Origin of the sequence: Bacillus sp. 22483, from assembly GCF_052044605.1 — a bacterium.
GTDB classification, from domain to species: domain Bacteria; phylum Bacillota; class Bacilli; order Bacillales; family Bacillaceae; genus Bacillus; species Bacillus altitudinis.
This window is the reverse complement of the sequence record NZ_JBQENU010000004.1, coordinates 328,773-347,986: the sequence shown is the minus strand read 5'-3', so window position 1 is coordinate 347,986 and position 19,214 is coordinate 328,773. Positions and strand designations below refer to the sequence as shown.

At 40.5% G+C, this 19,214-nt stretch carries 26 protein-coding genes and 2 pseudogenes; 4 read left to right on the top strand and 24 right to left on the bottom strand.

Features of this window, described 5'->3' with window-relative positions; translation table 11 throughout:
* The 3 genes and pseudogenes from ACTJJQ_RS09030 to ACTJJQ_RS09020 form a co-directional block, all read right to left on the bottom strand.
* A pseudogene (locus tag ACTJJQ_RS09030) lies at nt 1–1,728 on the bottom strand (transglycosylase SLT domain-containing protein); the annotation flags it as partial.
* Between the two features lies 1 nt (nt 1,729).
* Nucleotides 1,730–1,867 (bottom strand): hypothetical protein, encoded by a 138-nt coding sequence (locus ACTJJQ_RS09025; protein WP_008344097.1) that lies wholly within the window; start codon nt 1,865–1,867, stop codon nt 1,730–1,732.
* A 41-nt stretch (nt 1,868–1,908) separates the two neighbouring features.
* Nucleotides 1,909–2,349, bottom strand: a complete 441-nt coding sequence (locus ACTJJQ_RS09020; RefSeq protein WP_008344099.1) for a phage tail assembly chaperone — start codon at nt 2,347–2,349, stop codon at nt 1,909–1,911.
* 152 nt (nt 2,350–2,501) lie between these two features.
* On the opposite strand from ACTJJQ_RS09020, the gene ACTJJQ_RS09015 reads away from it, so the two are divergent.
* Nucleotides 2,502–2,591 (top strand): putative holin-like toxin, encoded by a 90-nt coding sequence (locus tag ACTJJQ_RS09015; RefSeq protein ID WP_074041930.1) that lies wholly within the window; start codon nt 2,502–2,504, stop codon nt 2,589–2,591.
* Nucleotides 2,592–2,867: 276 nt separating this feature from the next.
* Here the strand turns inward: ACTJJQ_RS09015 and ACTJJQ_RS09010 are convergent, their stop codons facing one another.
* The 18 genes and pseudogenes from ACTJJQ_RS09010 to ACTJJQ_RS08925 form a co-directional block, all read right to left on the bottom strand.
* The gene (locus tag ACTJJQ_RS09010; RefSeq protein WP_003213309.1) at nt 2,868–3,311 is read right to left on the bottom strand and encodes a phage tail tube protein; all 444 of its coding nucleotides are present in this window, start codon (nt 3,309–3,311) and stop codon (nt 2,868–2,870) included.
* A gap of 1 nt (nt 3,312) precedes the next feature.
* Nucleotides 3,313–4,659 (bottom strand): phage tail sheath family protein, encoded by a 1,347-nt coding sequence (locus ACTJJQ_RS09005; protein WP_440600123.1) that lies wholly within the window; start codon nt 4,657–4,659, stop codon nt 3,313–3,315.
* A 3-nt stretch (nt 4,660–4,662) separates the two neighbouring features.
* Entirely contained in the window at nt 4,663–4,875 is a 213-nt protein-coding gene (locus tag ACTJJQ_RS09000) for a hypothetical protein (RefSeq protein ID WP_008344108.1), read from the bottom strand.
* Nucleotides 4,862–5,317 (bottom strand): phage tail terminator family protein, encoded by a 456-nt coding sequence (locus ACTJJQ_RS08995; RefSeq protein ID WP_047946736.1) that lies wholly within the window; start codon nt 5,315–5,317, stop codon nt 4,862–4,864. Before ACTJJQ_RS08995 ends, ACTJJQ_RS09000 begins: the two co-directional genes overlap by 14 nt.
* A 4-nt stretch (nt 5,318–5,321) precedes the next feature.
* Entirely contained in the window at nt 5,322–5,819 is a 498-nt protein-coding gene (locus tag ACTJJQ_RS08990; RefSeq protein WP_056702586.1) for an HK97 gp10 family phage protein, read from the bottom strand.
* Nucleotides 5,816–6,172, bottom strand: a complete 357-nt coding sequence (locus tag ACTJJQ_RS08985) for a YqbH/XkdH family protein (RefSeq protein WP_056702588.1) — start codon at nt 6,170–6,172, stop codon at nt 5,816–5,818. Before ACTJJQ_RS08985 ends, ACTJJQ_RS08990 begins: the two co-directional genes overlap by 4 nt.
* Nucleotides 6,169–6,552 carry a protein YqbG gene (gene yqbG / locus ACTJJQ_RS08980; RefSeq protein ID WP_440600122.1) on the bottom strand — a complete coding sequence of 128 codons (384 nt, stop codon included), beginning with the start codon at nt 6,550–6,552 and terminating at the stop codon, nt 6,169–6,171. Before yqbG ends, ACTJJQ_RS08985 begins: the two co-directional genes overlap by 4 nt.
* Nucleotides 6,553–6,565: 13 nt before the next feature.
* The gene (locus tag ACTJJQ_RS08975; protein ID WP_008344119.1) at nt 6,566–7,489 is read right to left on the bottom strand and encodes a phage major capsid protein; all 924 of its coding nucleotides are present in this window, start codon (nt 7,487–7,489) and stop codon (nt 6,566–6,568) included.
* A 22-nt stretch (nt 7,490–7,511) separates the two neighbouring features.
* Nucleotides 7,512–8,603 carry an XkdF-like putative serine protease domain-containing protein gene (locus ACTJJQ_RS08970; protein WP_440600121.1) on the bottom strand — a complete coding sequence of 364 codons (1,092 nt, stop codon included), beginning with the start codon at nt 8,601–8,603 and terminating at the stop codon, nt 7,512–7,514.
* A 35-nt stretch (nt 8,604–8,638) separates the two neighbouring features.
* Nucleotides 8,639–10,096 (bottom strand): phage portal protein, encoded by a 1,458-nt coding sequence (locus tag ACTJJQ_RS08965; RefSeq protein ID WP_440600120.1) that lies wholly within the window; start codon nt 10,094–10,096, stop codon nt 8,639–8,641.
* Nucleotides 10,093–11,394 carry a PBSX family phage terminase large subunit gene (locus ACTJJQ_RS08960; protein WP_440600126.1) on the bottom strand — a complete coding sequence of 434 codons (1,302 nt, stop codon included), beginning with the start codon at nt 11,392–11,394 and terminating at the stop codon, nt 10,093–10,095. The genes ACTJJQ_RS08965 and ACTJJQ_RS08960 overlap by 4 nt, the downstream gene beginning before the upstream one ends.
* Nucleotides 11,395–11,402: 8 nt before the next feature.
* Entirely contained in the window at nt 11,403–12,050 is a 648-nt protein-coding gene (gene terS, locus ACTJJQ_RS08955) for a phage terminase small subunit (protein WP_327862420.1), read from the bottom strand.
* Nucleotides 12,051–12,202: 152 nt separating this feature from the next.
* Nucleotides 12,203–12,719: pseudogene (locus ACTJJQ_RS08950) on the bottom strand (sigma-70 family RNA polymerase sigma factor).
* 124 nt (nt 12,720–12,843) lie between these two features.
* Nucleotides 12,844–13,029, bottom strand: a complete 186-nt coding sequence (locus ACTJJQ_RS08945) for an XtrA/YqaO family protein (protein WP_370648332.1) — start codon at nt 13,027–13,029, stop codon at nt 12,844–12,846.
* Between the two features lie 17 nt (nt 13,030–13,046).
* A complete protein-coding gene (locus ACTJJQ_RS08940) occupies nt 13,047–13,451 on the bottom strand; it encodes a hypothetical protein (protein ID WP_017358980.1) in 405 nt (134 codons plus the stop codon).
* Nucleotides 13,452–13,553: 102 nt separating this feature from the next.
* The gene (locus tag ACTJJQ_RS08935; RefSeq protein ID WP_226650593.1) at nt 13,554–13,748 is read right to left on the bottom strand and encodes a hypothetical protein; all 195 of its coding nucleotides are present in this window, start codon (nt 13,746–13,748) and stop codon (nt 13,554–13,556) included.
* Nucleotides 13,726–13,878: a hypothetical protein gene (locus tag ACTJJQ_RS08930; protein ID WP_017358977.1), complete on the bottom strand. Its 153-nt coding sequence runs from the start codon at nt 13,876–13,878 to the stop codon at nt 13,726–13,728. The genes ACTJJQ_RS08935 and ACTJJQ_RS08930 overlap by 23 nt, the downstream gene beginning before the upstream one ends.
* Before the next feature lie 18 nt (nt 13,879–13,896).
* A complete protein-coding gene (locus tag ACTJJQ_RS08925) occupies nt 13,897–14,136 on the bottom strand; it encodes a helix-turn-helix transcriptional regulator (protein WP_017358976.1) in 240 nt (79 codons plus the stop codon).
* A gap of 159 nt (nt 14,137–14,295) precedes the next feature.
* Here ACTJJQ_RS08925 and ACTJJQ_RS08920 point away from each other — a divergent pair, with 159 nt between their 5' ends.
* The 3 genes from ACTJJQ_RS08920 to bioB all read left to right on the top strand — a co-directional run bounded on the left by ACTJJQ_RS08920 (nt 14,296) and on the right by bioB (nt 16,411).
* Complete coding sequence (locus tag ACTJJQ_RS08920; RefSeq protein WP_007500560.1) at nt 14,296–14,673, top strand: helix-turn-helix domain-containing protein; 378 nt, start codon at nt 14,296–14,298, stop codon at nt 14,671–14,673.
* A gap of 243 nt (nt 14,674–14,916) precedes the next feature.
* Nucleotides 14,917–15,267 (top strand): hypothetical protein, encoded by a 351-nt coding sequence (locus tag ACTJJQ_RS08915; protein WP_003213146.1) that lies wholly within the window; start codon nt 14,917–14,919, stop codon nt 15,265–15,267.
* A gap of 148 nt (nt 15,268–15,415) precedes the next feature.
* Entirely contained in the window at nt 15,416–16,411 is a 996-nt protein-coding gene (gene bioB / locus ACTJJQ_RS08910; protein ID WP_367637500.1) for a biotin synthase BioB, read from the top strand.
* A 40-nt stretch (nt 16,412–16,451) separates the two neighbouring features.
* Here the strand turns inward: bioB and ACTJJQ_RS08905 are convergent, their stop codons facing one another.
* The 3 genes from ACTJJQ_RS08905 to ACTJJQ_RS08895 all read right to left on the bottom strand — a co-directional run bounded on the left by ACTJJQ_RS08905 (nt 16,452) and on the right by ACTJJQ_RS08895 (nt 19,200).
* On the bottom strand, nt 16,452–16,925 hold the full coding sequence (locus tag ACTJJQ_RS08905) for a hypothetical protein (protein WP_008344156.1): 474 nt from the start codon (nt 16,923–16,925) through the stop codon (nt 16,452–16,454).
* A gap of 171 nt (nt 16,926–17,096) precedes the next feature.
* Nucleotides 17,097–17,930 carry an undecaprenyl-diphosphate phosphatase gene (locus tag ACTJJQ_RS08900; RefSeq protein ID WP_024719699.1) on the bottom strand — a complete coding sequence of 278 codons (834 nt, stop codon included), beginning with the start codon at nt 17,928–17,930 and terminating at the stop codon, nt 17,097–17,099.
* Nucleotides 17,931–18,057: 127 nt separating this feature from the next.
* A complete protein-coding gene (locus ACTJJQ_RS08895; RefSeq protein ID WP_440600119.1) occupies nt 18,058–19,200 on the bottom strand; it encodes an AI-2E family transporter in 1,143 nt (380 codons plus the stop codon).
* Between the last annotated feature and the right edge of the window lie 14 nt (nt 19,201–19,214).

Sequence of the window (19,214 nt, the reverse complement as noted above, 5' to 3'; positions counted from 1 at the left end):
CCAGCCTGCTACTGCACTGAATGTTTCTTGTATCCATGTCCAGGCATTGACTAGACTTGTCCAGATCGTGGTTGCTACCGTGCCAACCGTGTTGCTTAATGGTGTCCACACATTTTGGATAAACCAGTCTGCGACTGTAGACCACACTTCAACAATTTGATCTTTGATTTCAATGACTTTTTGACCAATCTTTTCAAATCCGCCACCATCAAACCACTTTCCAACCGTTTCACCGATAGATTCGCCCCCCATGCTTCCAGCGATGCCGCCTACTAGACCACCGATAGCTGTGCCTACTCCTGGTACTACACTTCCAATAGCTGCACCTGCTGCTGCACCTGCCATCCCTCCGGCGATGCCGCCTCCAGTCGCACCGATCTTTTCACCAGCATTCTCTTTTTTCATACCAATTAGATTTGTTGCACTAAGTACACTGCCTAGAATAGGTACTTTCTTTAATAATTTGCCGCTCCCTTTACCGATATTTTTCAACGCATCCCCTAATTTACTTGGAGGTCTTCTATTCATTTCGGTTCTTGTTGTGGCATTTGGATTTCTAGGTTGTCTTGGTGATTGACCATTTCTATTTTTGGTTTTAGTAGATCCTCCCCTGCTTAAACCTCTTGCACAACAGGGACAACAACTATTGCGAAACAAACCTTTACCACCTCGCGGCTTAGATTTCTTATTGGGAGCTGAATTTGATGGTGTGGATGTTGGTGCTGTTGTTGGTGCCGTTGTTGGCGCTGTTGTCGGCGCTGTTGTTGGTGCTGTTGTTGGTGTTGGAGTGCTACTTCCATTCGATTGATCACCTGCACCAAAGAGACGATCTAATACATTGGTCACCAATTCATCTAGTTTTTTTTCAGGATTAAATTTAATCTTCTCTTTTATTCTTCCAATTACATCTTGCTTATACTCTTCCATTTTATTTTCAACCCAAGGAAGTGCCTTTTCGTCCCAAAACTTTCTAGGACTTAATTTTTCTTTCACCTTGTCTGCAACATCACCTGCATATTTTTCAATTTCACTTAATCCTTTATTAGCAAGACTCTGGAGCCAACCCTGTTTAGGTTCATCCGTTTTAACCGACGGACTAACAGCCTCAGGTTCTTTTTTTATGTTTTGTTCTTTCACAACTGACTCTGCCTGATCTCGTTTTTTCAACTTACTCTTTGCATTGTCTTGAACAGACACTCTGATCTCATGTTTAGCCATTGTCAAGCTTTTGAGTGTCTTTTTGATTCGTTGAATGGCAGCGGTGGCTTGGTCAACCATGTTTAATCTCATATAGTACGTTCTGTTCATGAGCTGAAGGATTGATTTTTTGATTGATGACATTTTTCCTGACAACTGATCATTCAGTTTGAACGTCAGCAGGATTGGACTTGCTTGTGATTGTTTCAAGCGATCTATACTGGATTTAATGACATCTAGTCCTTTTGCTTGAATGGTTATGACCATCTGTTTCGGTATCATGTTCAGCTGGTTTGTTAATGATTTGAGATCACGATAGATTCCTTGATCTAGCTTCATGGATAATACAGATAACCTTCTAATCGATAAATTGAGGTTCCTTAGCTTCTTTTCATCCATTTCCAGGCTTATTTTCACCGGTTTTCTAAATGGTTTGAGCTGCTTCTCAAACGTTTGAAATCGTTTTTGAATGCGCAACAGCTTCTTTGATACTTTGTCTTCTAATTCAAATCGTGCAGTGAGCTTCGCCAGTTTATTTCCCTCCTTTCTTTGCTTCTTTTTCTAGCATGTCGAGTTTGTAGCTGATGAGTCCGAATAAGAATGCCTTAAATTGTCTTGGTGCTTCGTATAAATCGAGGAGTTCTGATGGAGAATAGTGAAGCTCATGCATGGCGTAATATAAAAACACCGCTTCCTTATCCCCATCTTTTATTAGTTTTTTGCTGCGTCTTCTAAATCTTCAATTTCGTCTTCAAATCCATTGATTTCAATCGCTTTGTTTAACCAGTTTGCATATTCACCGCCGACAGATAAAACACGTTTTGCAACTTCAACTGGATCTTGTGTGCTGTAGGCTTCTCTTAATTCCTTTGAGCGGAAATCTGGATAAATCGTCGATTCAATGGCAATTCGTGCATAGAAGCGCTGGCTGTCTAAGTCTTTTACGCGGCCTCTGCCTTTGACATTTTTGAACGTGGTGTTTTCTTTTTCCAATTCATCAATACGTTCCGTGGTAATCGCTTTGAAGACAAAAGGAATGACATTCCCTTTTTTATCAACAAAACGCTTAGAAATTGGTACTTTGACCTCTTCTGCTTCTACTGTTTGTCCTGGCATAAAAAATGAAAGATCAAATGTTTGTTTTTCGCTCATGTTTAAAAACTCCCTTTTGTTTGTTTTTTTGAATACAAAAAAGCACATCCATTTTTTGAATGTGCTTTCCAATCTTTTCATGTATAATATAACTCGTACAATTGAACGGCTTGCTCAAGGGTGTCTGGCTCATCCCCGATAGGAAGGGGGTGATGCTCATGTCAACGTTCCAAGCGATTTCCCTAATGCTTTTATTCGGGATGTTTATCCTTGCTTTGTTGACGTATATAAACAAAAAATAGACTCCCCTTGAGCTTTGGTAGGTGAAAGGGAAAGTCTATCCTTAAAACTATCTAATTGATAAGCCAGCCCCTTGAAGGGCCTCATTGTACATTGCCGGGATGTTAGCGCATCCTGGCTTCTTTTTATTGTATGCAAATCTCTTTGCATGTAAACATAATTTTGTGTGTCATTTATTGCAATGTGCATTACAAATGCATTCATTTTTCATTACATTTGCATTATAGCATATTTGGTTTTTATTTAGCTAATTAATTAGCTAATTTCCTCCGCATTTCTTAGAAAGAATTCTTCAGCTTTTCAGGCAGATCAAAGTCTTCAAATGTAAATGGAACTTCTTCTTCAAGTGCCTCTGAATCGACATCTAGTCCAGCAATTTTAGCTGAATCAAAGTTGACATCGAATAATGTCACACGCTCTGTGCCTCGGCCTGATGATTTATCATCAATTACCGCTTGAAGAGTGAAATAAGGATCTTCCCCTTTTTTCACATAGTTGAGCATGAGTTGAACGAAACGTGACGTAACTTTATAGAATGTTGCCGTTCCTGTTCCGTTTGCCCCAGTTGTTTTATGGCCAGTCATTCGGCGGCCCATTACGTTCACTTCTGATTTATTTTTCTCCACGTTTGCTTCAAACGTTTTGATAAAGGCAAGTTCCTCACCTTCTAAGAAAAGACGACCTTCTTTACCTGAGATTGTATTTTGCGCTTTAAAAGCCATCTTACTTCACCTCCACATTGAAATAGAATTTTTCTGCTGCGTCTACTGGCTGTACTGCTAAATCGATGATAAATCCATCACGATCTTCATTGAGGCCAATGACGATGTCTGTTTCTGAGTTAAAGCCTGTAATACCGCTGCCATCTTGAAGTTGTGTGAGATACTGTGTAATCAGTGTTTTCACAAGCTGCACTCCATCATCAGATGCTGGAATGTCATTGCCATTGGCTTTGCGTAATTTAATCAAATTTTTCAGTTCAAATGTTAAATCATTGTTGATTGCATCTAGCACACGGATGATTTTGTTTTTCGCCATTTGCTGGTTCTTTTCAACCGTGAAGCTTGTCAAAGAGTTAATATCTTTTTCAACGCTCACCGTGCGGTCTCTTGCATCGAAAGTGAAAAGAAACTCTCCTTGTGATAAACGGTATTCTACTTGATCATTATCAAGACGCTCTAATGTATCGACTGCGCCTTCGTATTCAACAAAGGTCAGTGACTGATTAAAAGTCGCTCCTGCACTTGCTCCCGCGACCCAAGCTGTTGTTTGAGCAGGCGCGAGTTCTGTTCCGTCTTCTAAAAAAACACCGCTTGTGACATTGATGATACCTTCTTGATCAGCTGCATAGTTAGCCACAACGCCTTGCACCTTACGTCCTTGCTTATTACGTAAACGCTCAATAAATGACGCGAATGTTGCTTTTAATTGCTCACTATTATCGACTGGGAGTGCAATAACATCAAAGTATTCCGTTTCAGCTGCTTCTAGGAAAGCTGTATAATCTGCGACACTTGCCACACCGTTTTTCCCGCCGCTTAAAGCCGCTCCAGCAGTAATGACCGCTTCGCCTTCACCAGAAAATTGAACGTATTTGTTTTTCACAAGATCTTTGACATCTGTGACCACCTGTTTATCGACAATATCTGTTCCAAGATAGGTGATAACGTCACGTTTTGTGCTGTCGAGTACATTTTCTGCCACTTGAATGGTAATCTCATTTCCTTTTTGACCACCATAATTGGCTGTGACCACAAAGTTTTCTGTGATTTCCGCTTTGGCTGGCTCTCCTTCGTTTAGGCGGTAAAGCAAGACCGTTTGCGCTTTTTTCTTCGCTTCACGGAAAAGAAGAAGTGACTTATCATCAATGTTGAGCCCGACCTTTTTATTTAAGTCTTCCATATCGGAAACGGAAATAAAGGTTTTTGGTTCTCCCCAGCTCATGACAAGAGGAAGTGCAACTGTTCCTCGCTCGCCTAAAGTAATTCGCTGCTCTGCTGTTGTTTTAAAATTAAAGTAAATGCCAGGACGCTTTTTCTCTGTACCTGGTGTAAAAGTGCCTCCGTTCATCCTTTAAACCTCCTTGGACAAAAAAGCATCGATGTGCTTCTTTGCTTCTGTTTTTGTAATTGGTTGATGTTTGATATAAAAAAGAGCACCTTCAAGGATTTCTGGTTTTACCCCAAAAAGATCCTTACTGTGCTCTTTTAAGGCTTCAAATGAAAAGCCAAATTCTTTTTCTTCGCCCGCTGTTTGATCGAGCTGTGTTTTTTTAGTCTTGCTCACGTTTGATCACCCCATCTGAAAAATTGATATCTTCTAGGCTTGGCTGTTTATCTCGGTTGTACCAATAGCTGCTATCCCATGTCAGGACAATCGCTGCTACACCTTGATCTATGATTCTTGTTTCCACTCTTTTTATGCGGACATAATCATCAAGCACCTCTCCATCTTCACTGATCATCTGAATGATTTGACGATCAGCAAGCAATGCATCGACGACTGTTTCCGCCGCATCATGCGCTTTTTCTGTATCCATATGAAACACTTTCACTTGCAGCGAATAAGATTTCATAAAAGTAGACACTGTATCTGGACCACTAATGACAGTCACTGGCGGCACATAAACAGATGGCACTTGAAAACGCTCTGGCAGAAGACGATCATACATTTTCACTGGATAGCGTGTGTATATATAATGCATGATTGCCCCGACTTCTTGATTCATTCCATCACCTCCCAAAATGTCGATCGATCCAGCTTTGAAGCTTTCGATCCAGCGAGTGTTCAAACATTTGTTCATAGAGCATGACGGCATGATCCCAGTACCCATTTCCTTCAATCCATTGAGATGAAAGCATCATGCCAGTACTGGCATTCGGATCATATTCAAAGCGGTTGCCGTTCCATCTGCCAGGCACCCATCTTCGTTCTCCATTTGAAGAAATGGCATGTCCATCATTCACGTAAGAGGCATAATCGAGCTGTGTCCCTACTTCTAGCGTGAGCCCGCCTCGGGAAGTGAGAAAGTGATTCTCCTTGTCACCTTTTTGAAAGGAATTGAGGAGACGGCCTGTATCAACAGCCTTTTCTTTGATGATTTCATCTTGAATGATGTCTAAAAACTGTAAGCCCATTTCCTGTAACCACTCTTGATATTGCGCCGTTAAGCCGCCACTATTTGCCTGTTGGAGCTGGGATAGCAGCCGGTCAAGTCCATCAATTTTCATAGGTTTTCCTTTCTGACGGCCATCACTTCCATGTGATGATTTTTCACTCTTTTTGGCTGCTGCAATTTGAGTGAGATGCCGTTCCACACCATTTTGTCATGCAAGCGAATGTCGCTTGCTAAAGGGAAATGGACGAGATAGGACTGATAGATGACTGTATTCGGTTCTTCTTGCACGAGTGACTGGCTTTTTTCTACAACATAGCAAGACACATCTCTCATACTTGGTGTATCAGGATAAGAAATGTCCGTTTGCAGATCTCCTGCTGGTATACCAAATTTGCCGCGGACTGCCTCTTCATTCTCTAAGTGAAAAAGATCACAGCGATCCGTTAATAGAGAATCATAACTCATAATGATCTCACCTTTAAATTGGCGCTGCCGCCAGTTAGTGAAGGTTCAATATAATCAACAAGAAGGGCATACACATAAGGTCTGCCTTTCACTTTGTCCGCTGCCTTTGCATATGAATAATCACCCATTTTTTCTGAAGTCAATCCTTTTATCATGGATTCATCATCATTCAGCATGGCAAAATACTGGGCCATTTTTAATAAGGCGATCCTTGCTTTTTCAGGAATGGGCTGATATTTTTCATGTGTAAAATCGTGCCCGACCATTTGAAATACCGCTGCTTCTGCTTCAATAATATCTGCCGCTAGTCTCTCTACAGAACGATTTTTCACGCGATCAAATACAGAATAGGCTTGTAGTTCCTCAGCAGAAATGATCATAGCCTGCTGTCACCTACTCTTTCACTTTCATTACTTTGGCTACAGCATCCTCTTCCTCAAATTTGCTGTCGAGCTTCGCTGTCAGAACAATGATAAACTTACGGCTGCGAATATCTTTTTCTACTTCAATACGAATATTGCGAGAAAACCCTACGATAATGTTTTTCGGATGTGTCAGTAAAATATCTGATACGTCTGTTCCTTCTTCATCATATGGCTGCATATTGGCAAGACCTTTGACCGGAACACCGAATGCAGAAGAAAGTCCGCCTTGAATCGCCGCATCTCCGAGACCGGTCTGACGGTTTGCTACTTGGTCTTTCCACTCGACCTCTAAACTTGGGGATGTATAAAAACGGAAATCCTGAGGTACACGTAAATATTTTGACGGCATCGCTTTATAGGCTTGTTTGAACATTTGACGGCTAATTTCCGCTCCATTCGCATCGACAATATGAGAAACTGCCTGTTTTCGTACGCCATCCATTTGAGCTAAAAATGGATCTTGTGATGTTGTATCACCGTTGACGATCAGTTCTTCAATATCGACTGCCGCTCGTTCCGCCAGCATTTGCATAATGGTCTGCTGAATCCCGTCTTTTTCAATGTTGTTTTCAATGCTGTCGTACGTCATATGGATCTCAGCAATGACTTCTTTTGCATTGAGCTGGACAGTGCTTGTCGCTGGGACAACACGGTCTTTTGCATCAAGCGCTTTGCCTTCTTCTGCTGGGCGTAAAATGCGCTGACCGAAGCCGATTTTTTCGATTTTTTGTGAATCACTTTCCATTGGAATGATACGTGCATCATTTAAAACGGTTGGTGTATTTTGCATCATTCTAATGAATGTGTTGGATTGGGCTGCGTTCATGAGACCGCCTGTTTTTAAGCTGGCAAGTGTCATTTCAGCCTTGCGAATCAACTCTTGATTTCTCACACTTTTTCCTCCTTATTTAGGCTTATAGTAAGCCATCCCATATGGGCTTTGTCATATCATTTTGTGTATCGTGATTTGTTTGTTTAGAAATGCCCCGCGCTTTTTCAAGCATGTGTATCCGCTCTGAAATAGGCAGTAGCTGTTGCTGAAGCACTTCCTGAATCGCTGCTTTTTCTCTGCCTGCTGATTTCTCTAAGGAAGAGAGCTGATGACGAATTGGCGCAACCACTTGCTCCAGCACTTTTTGTACAGGTTCTTCTTCACCTGTTTGATCTGTCCCTTGTTTATCCGCTTGTTGTAAAACGTTGTCGATGGCCATTTTTGCTTTTTCTAGTTCGCGTACTTGATCAGTCGTTAATCCGGCATCTTGCTTTTGAACGGATGCTGGTCTTTCGCCAATCGTTTGGAGGACATCATTTGTTTTCAACACATCCTGCACAATTGGAATCAATTGTTCAAGTGCCGCTCTTACGCTAGACTCATCACCATCACTTGACTGCAACGTTTCCAGCAGATGATCTAAAACGCTCCAAAATTGTTGTGGCATATCTGCACCTTCCTCTTTCAAAAAGAAATTTTTCAGCAAAGAAAAAAGCCCTCTCTCGTTCGTTTCTTGAGATAGGAGCTGATCGTGTTCCTCTATTGCGATGATGTCTGCTGTTCCAGCCATTGAGTAGCCTGTAATATGGCCTTGCTGAATTTGGTCCCAAATATCTTGTGATGCCTTTGTCACAAGTACCCAAGATCCTTTTTGAATCAGCTCCCCGCCTACTTCAAAATCCGCTGGGGCAATGTATGATTCGACGACTTCGCCAACACCGTCTTGAAAATCATGCTGTTTATCAATGTGACGGGCATCTTTCATAAAACCGTGTGCTGCTCTTTCAACTTCTTTGGCCGACATAAAGTCTTGATGTGCATCAGGTGTATTTGGTTCATACACGACGCCATATACGAGGCGATGCGCATCCTCTGCCTTCGTCAGGACACTGACTTCTTTTTGAAAGTCAGGCTGCTTTTTCTTTGCTTTCATCAAGAAGAATTTCTTTTGGTTGGCGGCCTTGTCCACATAAGAAACATGTGTAATTTTTGCGTTTTTTAATTCCCTTGGCATATGTTCACCCCCTTTCAAAAAAAGCTCACGTCCTTTTATTTCTCCAGCTGGTTTGACTCGGATGGAGACAGCCCATCAGCTGTTTTTATGCGGCTTTCTAAAGGTCGGTGGTAGAATTCTTCCGGCCATTCCTCTAACGTCTTACCAAGAATACGCCCCGCAAGATCTCGTAAATCATTTGGCGATACTGCCCCAGCCTGAATAAATGGTGTCAGAACCTTCGCTATCTCTAATGGATCTCTAAAGTCAGGACCATTTAATAGAAAGCGGACATGCCATATATCTAAATCCGGGAGAAAAAGAGTATTGAGTTTCCCTGTAATAAGATGCCGCTCTGGCTGAAACACTTGCTCCTCCGTTGTTTTTCGTGCGGTATCTGCTGTAGCCTTGTTATAATCTTGTGACTCTCCTGTGTAAATAGGTGGCAGACGAAAAGCGGAGCGGATTTTGTTTCTCGTCTTTTCATCGTATTCTAAAAAGAGCGCATCCTCTTGCAGGATTTCCGCCAAGGATTTAAAGTTCACTTTGACATTTGATACATCTTCTTCCCCTGTTAATCCTTTTTCTGTCGGAAGTCCTTCTACTTCAAGCAATAAAAACTTATGCGCATGATCAGACCCTTCAATATCATCCATATAATCTTGTAGCTGCTGATAAGAAGTCTCTGACAGCATGCCGTTTTCAACAATGATGGCACCAGGTACATGCCTTCCTTGCTTAAAATAAAGATAATTCAGCTCTTCTGCTTTTCGTGCGCCATACATATTGACGATGTTGCCAATCCAGCGGGGAATCCCATACGTCCCACTGCCAATTTTAAAATGAATGACTTCTGTTGCTTGAAGTGGTTCTGGTGTAGCATCATCGTACTTGCCTGTTTCACAATTTAATATGCGCGGATCACCATACTCCTTGAAAAAGACTTTCTTCTCATTGATGACCTGTACATATTTTCGGAATCGTTTCTTGCGATTCATCGTCTTTAATTCGCCGTTTTCTGTGTAGCGGAATTCGACGTCGACTGGCTCACTCAGCTTGCAAATGCGGATATGGAGTGCATCCAAATACTCGATTCCTGCCGGCTTTCCTTGTCCATCCCGCAGCACCTCTAAAAAGCCATTTCCTGTTTTCTCCCGGTCTTCTAGGACATAACCAAGAATCACGTCAGCAGACTCATCATAGTTCATGTATTTCGTAAACTCTTCGAGTCTTGTCCATTCCTTCTCGGCTGTCTTCTTTTTGACCGGTTTCACATCTTCCGCATTAAAATCAAAGGCGTATTCCACCCCAAAGCCAAAGCCTAAAATGTTTGTTCGATACGCATCTATACATTGCTGAAGAATCGTTGAGTATTCTGCCATGCTTTTTAATTCATTGATATGGTAGGGCGGCGGGACAATGTCATCTGTTTCGTATGAAAATTCATCCTCATACATTTGTTTTGTATGATCAGATATGTTGGCCTTCATAATCGTTGCTTTTAATTGTTTCATTGTATGGACCTCCTCTCTCGGTTTGGACGGACACGCTCTGAAGCAGTCTGTTTCAAATCGGTCACCTCATAATCATCTAGCGCATACCAAATGGCGGATAATGTGTGTGGGTCGATTTGAAATTCATCTTCCTCTAAGCGGCCGTTCTTATCTGCCCTATAGGTTAGTGATTGAAGTTCATAGATGGTATAAGGGCAAGCATCAGAACAAATGATTTTCTTAAATCGTTTAATTTTCTTTGTATATTGCAAACGTGACCCTTGGAACTTATGCGCAGCGACCATTTGAAATCCGCGCTGCCGAAAATAGTGAATCGTTTTAGGTTCTGCTGCGTCTGCCTTAATCAGTTCCTTTGATTCAACAAATTCTTTCAGATCAACAGCTGTTTCATCATCCGTTTTCCCGCGGTCGTAATATTCCCAATAAATATATAAGTACTTTTTTTCATGATCGACAGCTAACCGAATGAGCGCATTGTAGGATTCGACAAATCCAAAATCCATCCCCGCTCGTTTCAGCGGTCTTTCAATCTGCCCGATCGCTTCTAATACGTCGGCATGCTGTCTGACCTCAAATTGTGGAAACACTTTTGTGCCATTGATACCGAAGTATCCTTTCCTTGCAATTCGATAAAGGTCTGGATCGTATTCTTTCAGCTCATCCAGCTGCTTGACATAGCTTTTAGGAAGAAATAGATTGTCTTCTGCTGTTGAGTGGTGATAGTACGTATCTTTTATCACGATGGTTCGCTGTTTGTATAAGGTTTCGTCATCAAGGACAAATCGTTTCAGCTGCTCATCTCGAAAGAAATGTCTGTACGTCCAATTATCCTGACCAACGGGATTCGTCGATAACATCATATAAAGAGGTAAAACCGGATGTCTCAGCCTTCCAAGCAGTTCTTTAAATCCTTCATAAGAAACCTCGGAACACTCCTCAATCCAAATCATTGAGATGTTGTTGATCGACTTCAATTTCTCAGGCTTGTCCAGTCCTTTAAATAAAATGCTGCTCCCATTGCGAAAAGTGAGAGCAAGTGGTGAACTGCGGCACTTTACTAGATGATCGATGCCAAGATCGCTGACGATTTCTTGTAAAAGAGAGTAGGTCGACTCCCGGTGCGTATCATACACTTCTCGAATGACAAGTGCTGTTCGTTTTTCCTCAAGCAGTTTTAAAATCAGCTTTAAAGCAATGTGATAGCTTTTGGAGGAGCCATAACCGCCTACTAAAAACTGAAACTTTTGATTCCAATCGAACAAAAAGTGTTCAAAGTGAGGATTGACTTCTTTTTCAATCAACGGCGTCATGAATCGCCCTCTTTTCTTTTGATCATGATATGAAGATCTTCTTCTTTTTCCTCACGAACTGCTTTTTTTGTTTTTTCGATTGTCAGCTCAATTTGCTTCAGCCTTAATCTTCGTTCATCTTTCGCATGAGCGAGCTCTTCAAACTGTTTAATCAGCCGTCTTAGTTCTCCCATTGCACGAGATTGGGCATTTAAAAAAGTAGCATGCCGATCCCATGAAAATTGAAACGAAAATTCCTCTGCCGTGATCTCTGGCTCTGGATGAATGCCTTCGCCTGTTTCTTCCTCTAATGAAGAAGGCAAGTACGTCGCCTTTTTCAGTTCTTTGATCATGTCATCTTGATCTGCTACATGCATGATGCGCTGCGCTCGAATAATGGCTGCGTATTGAATTTGAATTTGATCCCAGATGATATCAAGAGATGTGCGCCCATCCATTTTTTCCATGATTTCAATCGTTTCATCTGAAAGAAATTGATGAAAGATCGAGTGCGCCTGCTTTGACGGTGTTTTTTGTCTTTGCCAGCCGTATCGTCTTTTCCATGATTTAACGGTATGGATGGAGACGTTGTAATGATCGGCTAGTTGCTGGTACGTCATCCCTTTCATATAATCCTGCTTAGCCTCTATCCGTTTATCTTTCATTTACATTCACCTGCCGCCTCCTTTTAGTTCGAATGATTCCCTGATGAGAAATCATTTGTGCCGGGCTAGCAAACATTCGTTTGGTCTTTCTAACTATAGGTGGCAACTGTAAGACAAGCTTTTGAAGATTGATGTGATGAAAGAAAAAACGCCTATTCAGCAGCTCTGAATAGGCGTTCTTGTACTTTTGGACATTTTGGTCCGAGCTCTTTCCATATGTTTTTGGACTGTTCCTTTTTTTACATCTAGCATGATCGCAATCTCGCTAAATGACAGACCTTGCGTTGTGTGCATAAAAAATACGTCCTTCTCTCGATCTGTCAAAACGGATAAGGCTTCGTCAATTCGCCTTTTGTCCCGCTCACTTACCTCTCTTTCTTTCTCTTGAATGAGGGTGTATTCATGTGATAAAGCCTCTAATACCTCTTGATTAGCAAGAATGGTGCGCTGATACACAGACCGTCTATCTAACCCTCTGCGTGCGCCTGGCTCTCTACCGATTTGAAGCCATTCCACCACGTATTCTAAATCACTGACCATACTGGCGATCATTTTTTGATCATGTTTGTCCTGATCTGACATCTGTTTCTCTTCTTTGTCTTTCAATTGTTCATATCGTTTTCTGGCATCTTTTAAACTTCTTTTATATTCAATCAGTAAATCTTGCATCTATGCTCTCTCCCTTTTTTAAGAAAATAAAAAACGGACACCAATCAGCCCCTTTTTATAGGGTCTTGATCAGTGTCCGCAGGCTTTCCGTCTTGGACTTATTCAGTTGTTCTTGTTCATCAGACTAGCTGATTTTAAAACCAATCTCATGATCGACTCTTGCAAAATGTCCTTTTGCTGTTTGAATAATCGTTTTTCCATGCTCAGGTACATCCATCATATAAGCCGTTCCTACGTTTCCATCTAACACAATGACTTGAATCTTTCCTTTTTCCATTTCACCGACAAATGTCTGGTTTTCTTGAATCATGAGTTGTTTTGGCTCGTTCATATGCTTGTCTCCTTATTTGGTGGTGAGGATCTCATATCATCACCCATCGTATTTAAAATGATTTCCATTCGAGGACGCATGCTATAAAACTGTGAAACTCTTAATTCTACAATCTGTAAAGAGGCGTCATCGGTAACGGCATGAAGTGCTTCTTGTATATACTGCAAATTTGGTTGAAGAATGCAGATGTGTACCGGGCGTATCAAGCCTTTTTCTGCAGATGTACGCGTGTCTTGGCTGTTCGCTAGATCAATGGGCATATTGTAAAATGAGCGAATGTCGAGTGATAATGCGCCTTTTATTTTGCTTGTGCATTGCGCTTTAGCGGCTGTTTGAATTCTGTTTATCAATGTCTCTTTTGTACATAAATGTTCTTTTTCAATGATAAAATGAAGGACCATGCTACGATCTCCCGTCATCCTTCGCCCACTGCCGAATGTCTTGTTCGTTTTGACCCGCATTGAGCAAACATTTCAGGAATGTCATGATTTGCTTCAATCGATTCATGTCGCATTCATCCTTTCCTTCTTCTTGTCATCAACGGCTTTTTCTGCCATGAGGGTCATGTATGTGCGTTTTTCTTCTGCCGTGGGGAAAGCAAAAATCGGCTCTTTTTGATGAAAAGTGATCCAGCCGCCAGCTTGTACTAGGCAATGCTGGGCTTCTTTTCGGGCATCAAATGTCATCTGATGTCTCATCATCATCAAATCCTTTCTCACGGTCCTCGTCCTCTAATCGATAACCATTTCGGGACATTTCATATGGCCAGTAACGTTTTGGATAGCCGAAATCATTCATTTGTGTCACCATCGGATGTTCGATACTCATTCTGTTTGTCTCCCCTTTTTAAGAACGGTCTTCCTCAAGACTATTACTCTTTTTGTGTAACTTTTGACCAAAAAAAAGCTCTTGAACACCGATATTTAGCAAATCTGCAATATGCTTGGCTATTTCTAAGCTGGGCTTTGTTCGGCCCATTTCTATATTTGCATAGCCACTCGTGTACTTATATCCAAGTTTTTTCGCCATATACGTTTGTGTTTTTCCTTGTAATATTCGTTCTTCTCGTAAATTTTCAAGTTTCATGTTTCCACCTCTTACTCATTATGTGTAAGTTATATTCATTATGATAATATACACAAAACGAGTAAGTCAATCATATTTTTATTCTTTTTGTGTATTTATTTATCTTTTCCGTGTAATTCATGATAAAATTTACACATAATATGAAAAAAGGTGTTTCCGATGGATAATTTGACTGGAAAGATTCTAACTGAATTAAGAGAGAAACATGGATGGAGTAAGTCTACCGTTGCCAAAAAACTTGGATTAAAGGCGATGTCAACCTATGCTAACTGGGAATATGGATTGAGAAAGCCAGATGGTGAAATGATTGTGAAAATCGCCGAGTTATACGGTGTCTCAACAGATTATCTTCTCACAGGTAAAGACAAAAACGCCTCTGATGACGATCTTGCAGATGATCCTGATTTGCAAATTGCGTTTAAAGCTGCCTCCGATTTTTCTGAAGAAGCACGAAGACAAACCATCGACTTTATTAACTACATTAGAGAGAAAGAGAAACAAAAAGGCCGTCAGCCAAAACAGACAGACGACAAATAAAAGATCTCTTTTTATAAAGCATCACATAGCTGGGTAGATACCCAGCTTTTTTTATGTCTCTTTTTCCTCCTAAAAAAGAATGACATATGAATAAAAAATCATGTTTTTTTTGGGTAAAATCGTCTTCCCACACATAATATGTGACAATTTTCACCAAAAATACTCATTTTTCCACTTATTTTGATTGACATATAATTCTATTATTATTAATATATGTATATACCAAAAAAAGGAGTGTTACCGATGAAAAAATTAATGAAAGCTTGTACATTGTCTTTAGCTGCTTTAGGTGCTCTTACGTTCTTCCAAACTGAAGGTGCTCATGCAGCTGCACAGCCTAAAGAACCAGTTATAGCAAAAGCTCCTATTATGAATAAAGTGATTACAGTGAACCGCACACTTACTGTAGGTTCTTCAATTGCTGTCTCACTTCCAGCTAGCCAAATTTCTGTATCAGGCGCAACGTATGCCATTCAATTAGACCAAACTGCTCCAAATTTCACTTGGATCCGTGCTGTACAACGCGGTTCTGTTACAGTGTCTTACTATAATTCACTAGGTGAGCTCGTCATTAACTATATTACTGTTCGTTAAGCGATTTTTTTCATATGAAAAGGCGATGACTACATGTTCATCGCCTTTTTGTGTTTTTACTTTTAAGCTGCTTACCAGTGCTTGCCAATCTATATCTATTATGTTAACTTTTAATAAAAATAAGTTTACATATTGAGAGGGGCTTATGATGGGAAAAATAACGTCTTTGTCTTGGGAAACGATCGTGAAGAAAGCCATCAATCATGAACAGATTACGATGGAAGAAGGTCTAAAAATTCTTGGAGCAGACGACGCAGAGTTGCTGCCTATTATGCATGCAGCTTATCAGGTGAGATTTCATTTTTTTCAAAAAAAGGTGAAGTTAAATATGATCTTTAACGCCAAAAGCGGATATTGTCCTGAAAACTGCGGGTATTGTTCACAATCGGTGATTTCAACAGCTCCTGTTGAGAGGTATACAATGCTTGACCAAAAAACCATTGTGGCCGGTGCGCGTGAGGCGTTAAAAAGAAAAGCAGGGACTTATTGTATTGTAGCAAGCGGGAGAGCACCTTCGCACCGTGAATTAGATGAAGTCACCGCAGCAGTGAAGGAAATTACTGAGACAATGCCTTTGAAAGTTTGTGCATGCCTTGGGTTATTAAATGAAGAAAAAGCGAAGCGGCTGAAGGAAGCGGGTGTTCATCGGTATAATCATAATCTCAATACACATCAAGATCATCATGCTCAAATTACAACGACCCATACGTATGATGACCGCGTATCGACCATTGAGAAGGTCAAACAGTCAGGGATGTCACCATGTTCAGGGGTTATTATTGGGATGGGCGAAACCAATCAGCAAATTGTCGAAATGGCTTTTGCGCTTAGAGCCCTTGATGCGGATTCGATTCCCGTCAACTTTCTCCATGCAATTGAAGGAACGCCTCTTGAACATCAAGAACGCACACATCCGATCAAAGCGTTGAAGGTTTTGGCACTGATGCGATTTATCAACCCGGCTAAGGAAATTCGAGTATCTGGGGGAAGAGAGTTTAATTTACGAACGCTTCAGCCTCTCGCATTATATGCAGCGAACTCTATTTTCGTAGGCGATTATTTAACGACAAAAGGACAGCAAGTTCAAACCGATCATCACATCATTGAAGATTTAGGTTTTGAAATAGAAGAATGTGCGCTTTAAAAAAGTCTGCCGATGAATCGGCAGACTTTTGACGTTGAGATTAGAATCTTTTATGGAAATCGACAGTACCGCTTCCTTCTTCGCGGTCAAAGCTGCCAACAAAAGTCCAGTTAATATAGCCGCCGTCACCATTGTTGACAAACGTACCATCTTCAAATACCCAAATACCAAACGTAATGCCGTCATATTCAACACTATCATAATAGACAACATTGTTCAGTCCGCTAAAGTCATGATCTTGGCTTAAGTTTTGAACAACTACGTTGTAATTTTGACCTGCTTCATAAAATGCACTGTATGCCGCATTTTTTACAAATCCATCACGATTTTGAGATGATTTTACTGCTTGTTCAATTTTATCGGCAATGGCTACTGGATCAATCGAGACACTTCCATCGACACCTGTTGTCGTAGCAGCTTCAGCCTTTTGACCAAAAGTCGTAAGAGATAAAGGGACAGCAACCATTGACGTAGCAATCACAGAGCTAACAAAAAATTTACTTGTTTTCCTCATTATTTCTAACTCCTCCTTTAATTGGTATGTTTATGTACTACCCTTTTCTTTTTCACTTAAACACTAATTTAAGAAAAAACTTCTTTTTCTACCAATTAAGAGGCTGTTTTTACTGTTTAAAAGGGCAAAACAACAAAAAAACTACTCTTTTAAAAGAGTAGTTTTCCATCATTACATAAACAGGATAAATAAAATCAGACCTAGGATGATTCGGTAGATCGCAAAAGGCACAAGTTTGATTTTATTAATCAGTTTTAGGAAGAATCGAACAACAAAGAGAGCCACAATAAACGCACTCACAAAGCCCACAATAAAGAATGGAAGCATGTCTGTTGTTAAATATTCGGCATTTTTAACAAGTGTTAAGAGGCTTGCTCCCGCCATAATCGGCATGGCCATAATAAACGTAAAGTCAGCCGCCGCTCGGTGATTCAGTCCAAGAATAACACCACCTGCTATTGTAGAACCTGAACGCGAGAAGCCTGGCCATAGTGCTAAACATTGAAATAGCCCGATATACAGCGCTTGTCTGTACGTCATATTATCCACAGAGCTTGTTTCTGTTTTACGTTTATTGATCCAATCAGCGACAAGCATCAGCACAGCCCCTAAAATCAAACCGACAGCGACCGTTCTCACATCAAACAAATATTTATCAATATAATCTTCAAATAAGAATCCTAAAATGACGGCTGGGACGAGTCCAACAGCAATTTGAGCAATGGTCAGCTTATGTCCGCTGCGTTTTTGTTCTTCTGTGATATTTTTCTTTAAGCCTAATAAGTTCAAAATACGATCTTTGAACACGATCATGACAGCTAAAATAGAACCTAACTGAATCACGACTTTAAATGTGTTTGCAGCCTCTGGCGTAATGATGTCTTTTGATTTTAGCCAAAGATCATCAACAATGATCATATGCCCTGTAGACGAGACAGGTGCATACTCTGTTAATCCTTCGACAATTCCTAAAACCAGTGCCACGAATAAATCCCATAGATTCATGATTTTCTTTCCTTTCAATTCTGATCTTTTGAACTGGCCAAACATCTATGTCCACATAAAGACAAGCTTCCTTTTTCGAAAGCTCGTCTTTATGATACTATATTTTTTTCTAAAAAAGATTATGACATCAAACCTTTTCTTCTTTATACAAATTGGATCGCATTTTGAACCAATCAAACAGGTGGGTCGTGATCACTTTCAGAACGGCATACGTCGGAATCGCAACAATGATGCCGACGACACTGAACAATTTACCTGCTGTTAATAGAACAAAGATAATCGTGATCGGATGGATATGAAGGTTTTTCCCCATCACCTGAGGAGAAATGAATTTCCCTTCAATGAGCTGAACCACTGTCCAGACAATGATGAGTTTTAAAAGCATCACTGGTGATGTCACAAGCGCAATCACAATCGCTGGTGTAATCGCAATGGTTGGACCAAGGTATGGCACTACACTTGTACATGCCGCAATAATCGCCAGCAGCAGTGCATAGTCAAGTCCAATAATCATATAGCCAATTAAAAGAAGAATACCGATACAGAAGCTGACAATGATCTGCCCGCGTATATAAGAACTCAGACGATGGTTCATTTCGTGAAGCACGATATGAGTATGGTCTCTTAGCTTATTCGGAATAAATTTCAAGAAATAGTCAGGCAGTTTTTTGCCGTCTTTTAATAGATAAAACAGAATGAACGGAACCGTCACGATCGAGATGATAATTTCAGTAAGCGCCCCTAAGAAAGTGCCGACTCCAGTAAAAGTACTTTCCAAAATCTTCGTCGCTTGACTTGACGCTTTACTCACCAATTCAGAGACGTTAAAGTTCATCGTTTTTTGCGCCTGATTAATGAAGTTGCTTCCTGTTAGTTGTCGAATCTGTTCTTCTACTGTATCAACGTATTTTGGCAGATTATGAAACAGACTCATCGTTTGTGCTTGTAAAAAAGGAATAATAGATACAATGGTCACTGTAATGATCCCAATAATGACGATATATAAAAGCAAAATCGAAAAGATCCGTTTGACCTTAAATCTCTCTAATAAATTCACAATTGGATTTAATAAATAATACACAACCCCCGTTAAAATAATCGGTAAGGCAATGGTTTTGATGAGTACAATGAGCGGCGTGAAAATAAAAGATGCTTTCATGAAAACAAGGATATTCAACCCTATTAATAGCAGGATGAGTAAAAAGAGAACAAACTTGTTATCAAGAAAAAATTTTCTAAATCGACTGCTCCACATTTGCATAGAATTCATATCTTTCCTCCAAA

Coding starts and splice junctions, on each gene's coding strand:
- ACTJJQ_RS08965 (WP_440600120.1), bottom strand. CDS start 10,096: ATGAAACAATTAAAAGCAACGATTATGAAGGCCAACATATCTGATCAT.
- terS (WP_327862420.1), bottom strand. CDS start 12,050: ATGAAAGATAAACGGATAGAGGCTAAGCAGGATTATATGAAAGGGATG.
- ACTJJQ_RS09020 (WP_008344099.1), bottom strand. CDS start 2,349: ATGAGCGAAAAACAAACATTTGATCTTTCATTTTTTATGCCAGGACAA.
- ACTJJQ_RS08930 (WP_017358977.1), bottom strand. CDS start 13,878: ATGAGTATCGAACATCCGATGGTGACACAAATGAATGATTTCGGCTAT.
- ACTJJQ_RS08895 (WP_440600119.1), bottom strand. CDS start 19,200: ATGAATTCTATGCAAATGTGGAGCAGTCGATTTAGAAAATTTTTTCTT.
- ACTJJQ_RS08945 (WP_370648332.1), bottom strand. CDS start 13,029: ATGATTCAAGAAAACCAGACATTTGTCGGTGAAATGGAAAAAGGAAAG.
- ACTJJQ_RS09025 (WP_008344097.1), bottom strand. CDS start 1,867: ATGCATGAGCTTCACTATTCTCCATCAGAACTCCTCGATTTATACGAA.
- ACTJJQ_RS08935 (WP_226650593.1), bottom strand. CDS start 13,748: ATGAGACATCAGATGACATTTGATGCCCGAAAAGAAGCCCAGCATTGC.
- ACTJJQ_RS08940 (WP_017358980.1), bottom strand. CDS start 13,451: ATGGTCCTTCATTTTATCATTGAAAAAGAACATTTATGTACAAAAGAG.
- ACTJJQ_RS08995 (WP_047946736.1), bottom strand. CDS start 5,317: ATGAATCAAGAAGTCGGGGCAATCATGCATTATATATACACACGCTAT.
- bioB (WP_367637500.1), top strand. CDS start 15,416: ATGGGAAAAATAACGTCTTTGTCTTGGGAAACGATCGTGAAGAAAGCC.
- ACTJJQ_RS08985 (WP_056702588.1), bottom strand. CDS start 6,172: ATGAGTTATGATTCTCTATTAACGGATCGCTGTGATCTTTTTCACTTA.
- ACTJJQ_RS08970 (WP_440600121.1), bottom strand. CDS start 8,603: ATGCCAAGGGAATTAAAAAACGCAAAAATTACACATGTTTCTTATGTG.
- ACTJJQ_RS09005 (WP_440600123.1), bottom strand. CDS start 4,659: ATGAACGGAGGCACTTTTACACCAGGTACAGAGAAAAAGCGTCCTGGC.
- ACTJJQ_RS08915 (WP_003213146.1), top strand. CDS start 14,917: ATGAAAAAATTAATGAAAGCTTGTACATTGTCTTTAGCTGCTTTAGGT.
- yqbG (WP_440600122.1), bottom strand. CDS start 6,552: ATGATCATTTCTGCTGAGGAACTACAAGCCTATTCTGTATTTGATCGC.
- ACTJJQ_RS08905 (WP_008344156.1), bottom strand. CDS start 16,925: ATGAGGAAAACAAGTAAATTTTTTGTTAGCTCTGTGATTGCTACGTCA.
- ACTJJQ_RS08920 (WP_007500560.1), top strand. CDS start 14,296: ATGGATAATTTGACTGGAAAGATTCTAACTGAATTAAGAGAGAAACAT.
- ACTJJQ_RS08900 (WP_024719699.1), bottom strand. CDS start 17,930: ATGAATCTATGGGATTTATTCGTGGCACTGGTTTTAGGAATTGTCGAA.
- ACTJJQ_RS09010 (WP_003213309.1), bottom strand. CDS start 3,311: ATGGCTTTTAAAGCGCAAAATACAATCTCAGGTAAAGAAGGTCGTCTT.
- ACTJJQ_RS08925 (WP_017358976.1), bottom strand. CDS start 14,136: ATGAAACTTGAAAATTTACGAGAAGAACGAATATTACAAGGAAAAACA.
- ACTJJQ_RS09015 (WP_074041930.1), top strand. CDS start 2,502: ATGCTCATGTCAACGTTCCAAGCGATTTCCCTAATGCTTTTATTCGGG.
- ACTJJQ_RS08990 (WP_056702586.1), bottom strand. CDS start 5,819: ATGAAAATTGATGGACTTGACCGGCTGCTATCCCAGCTCCAACAGGCA.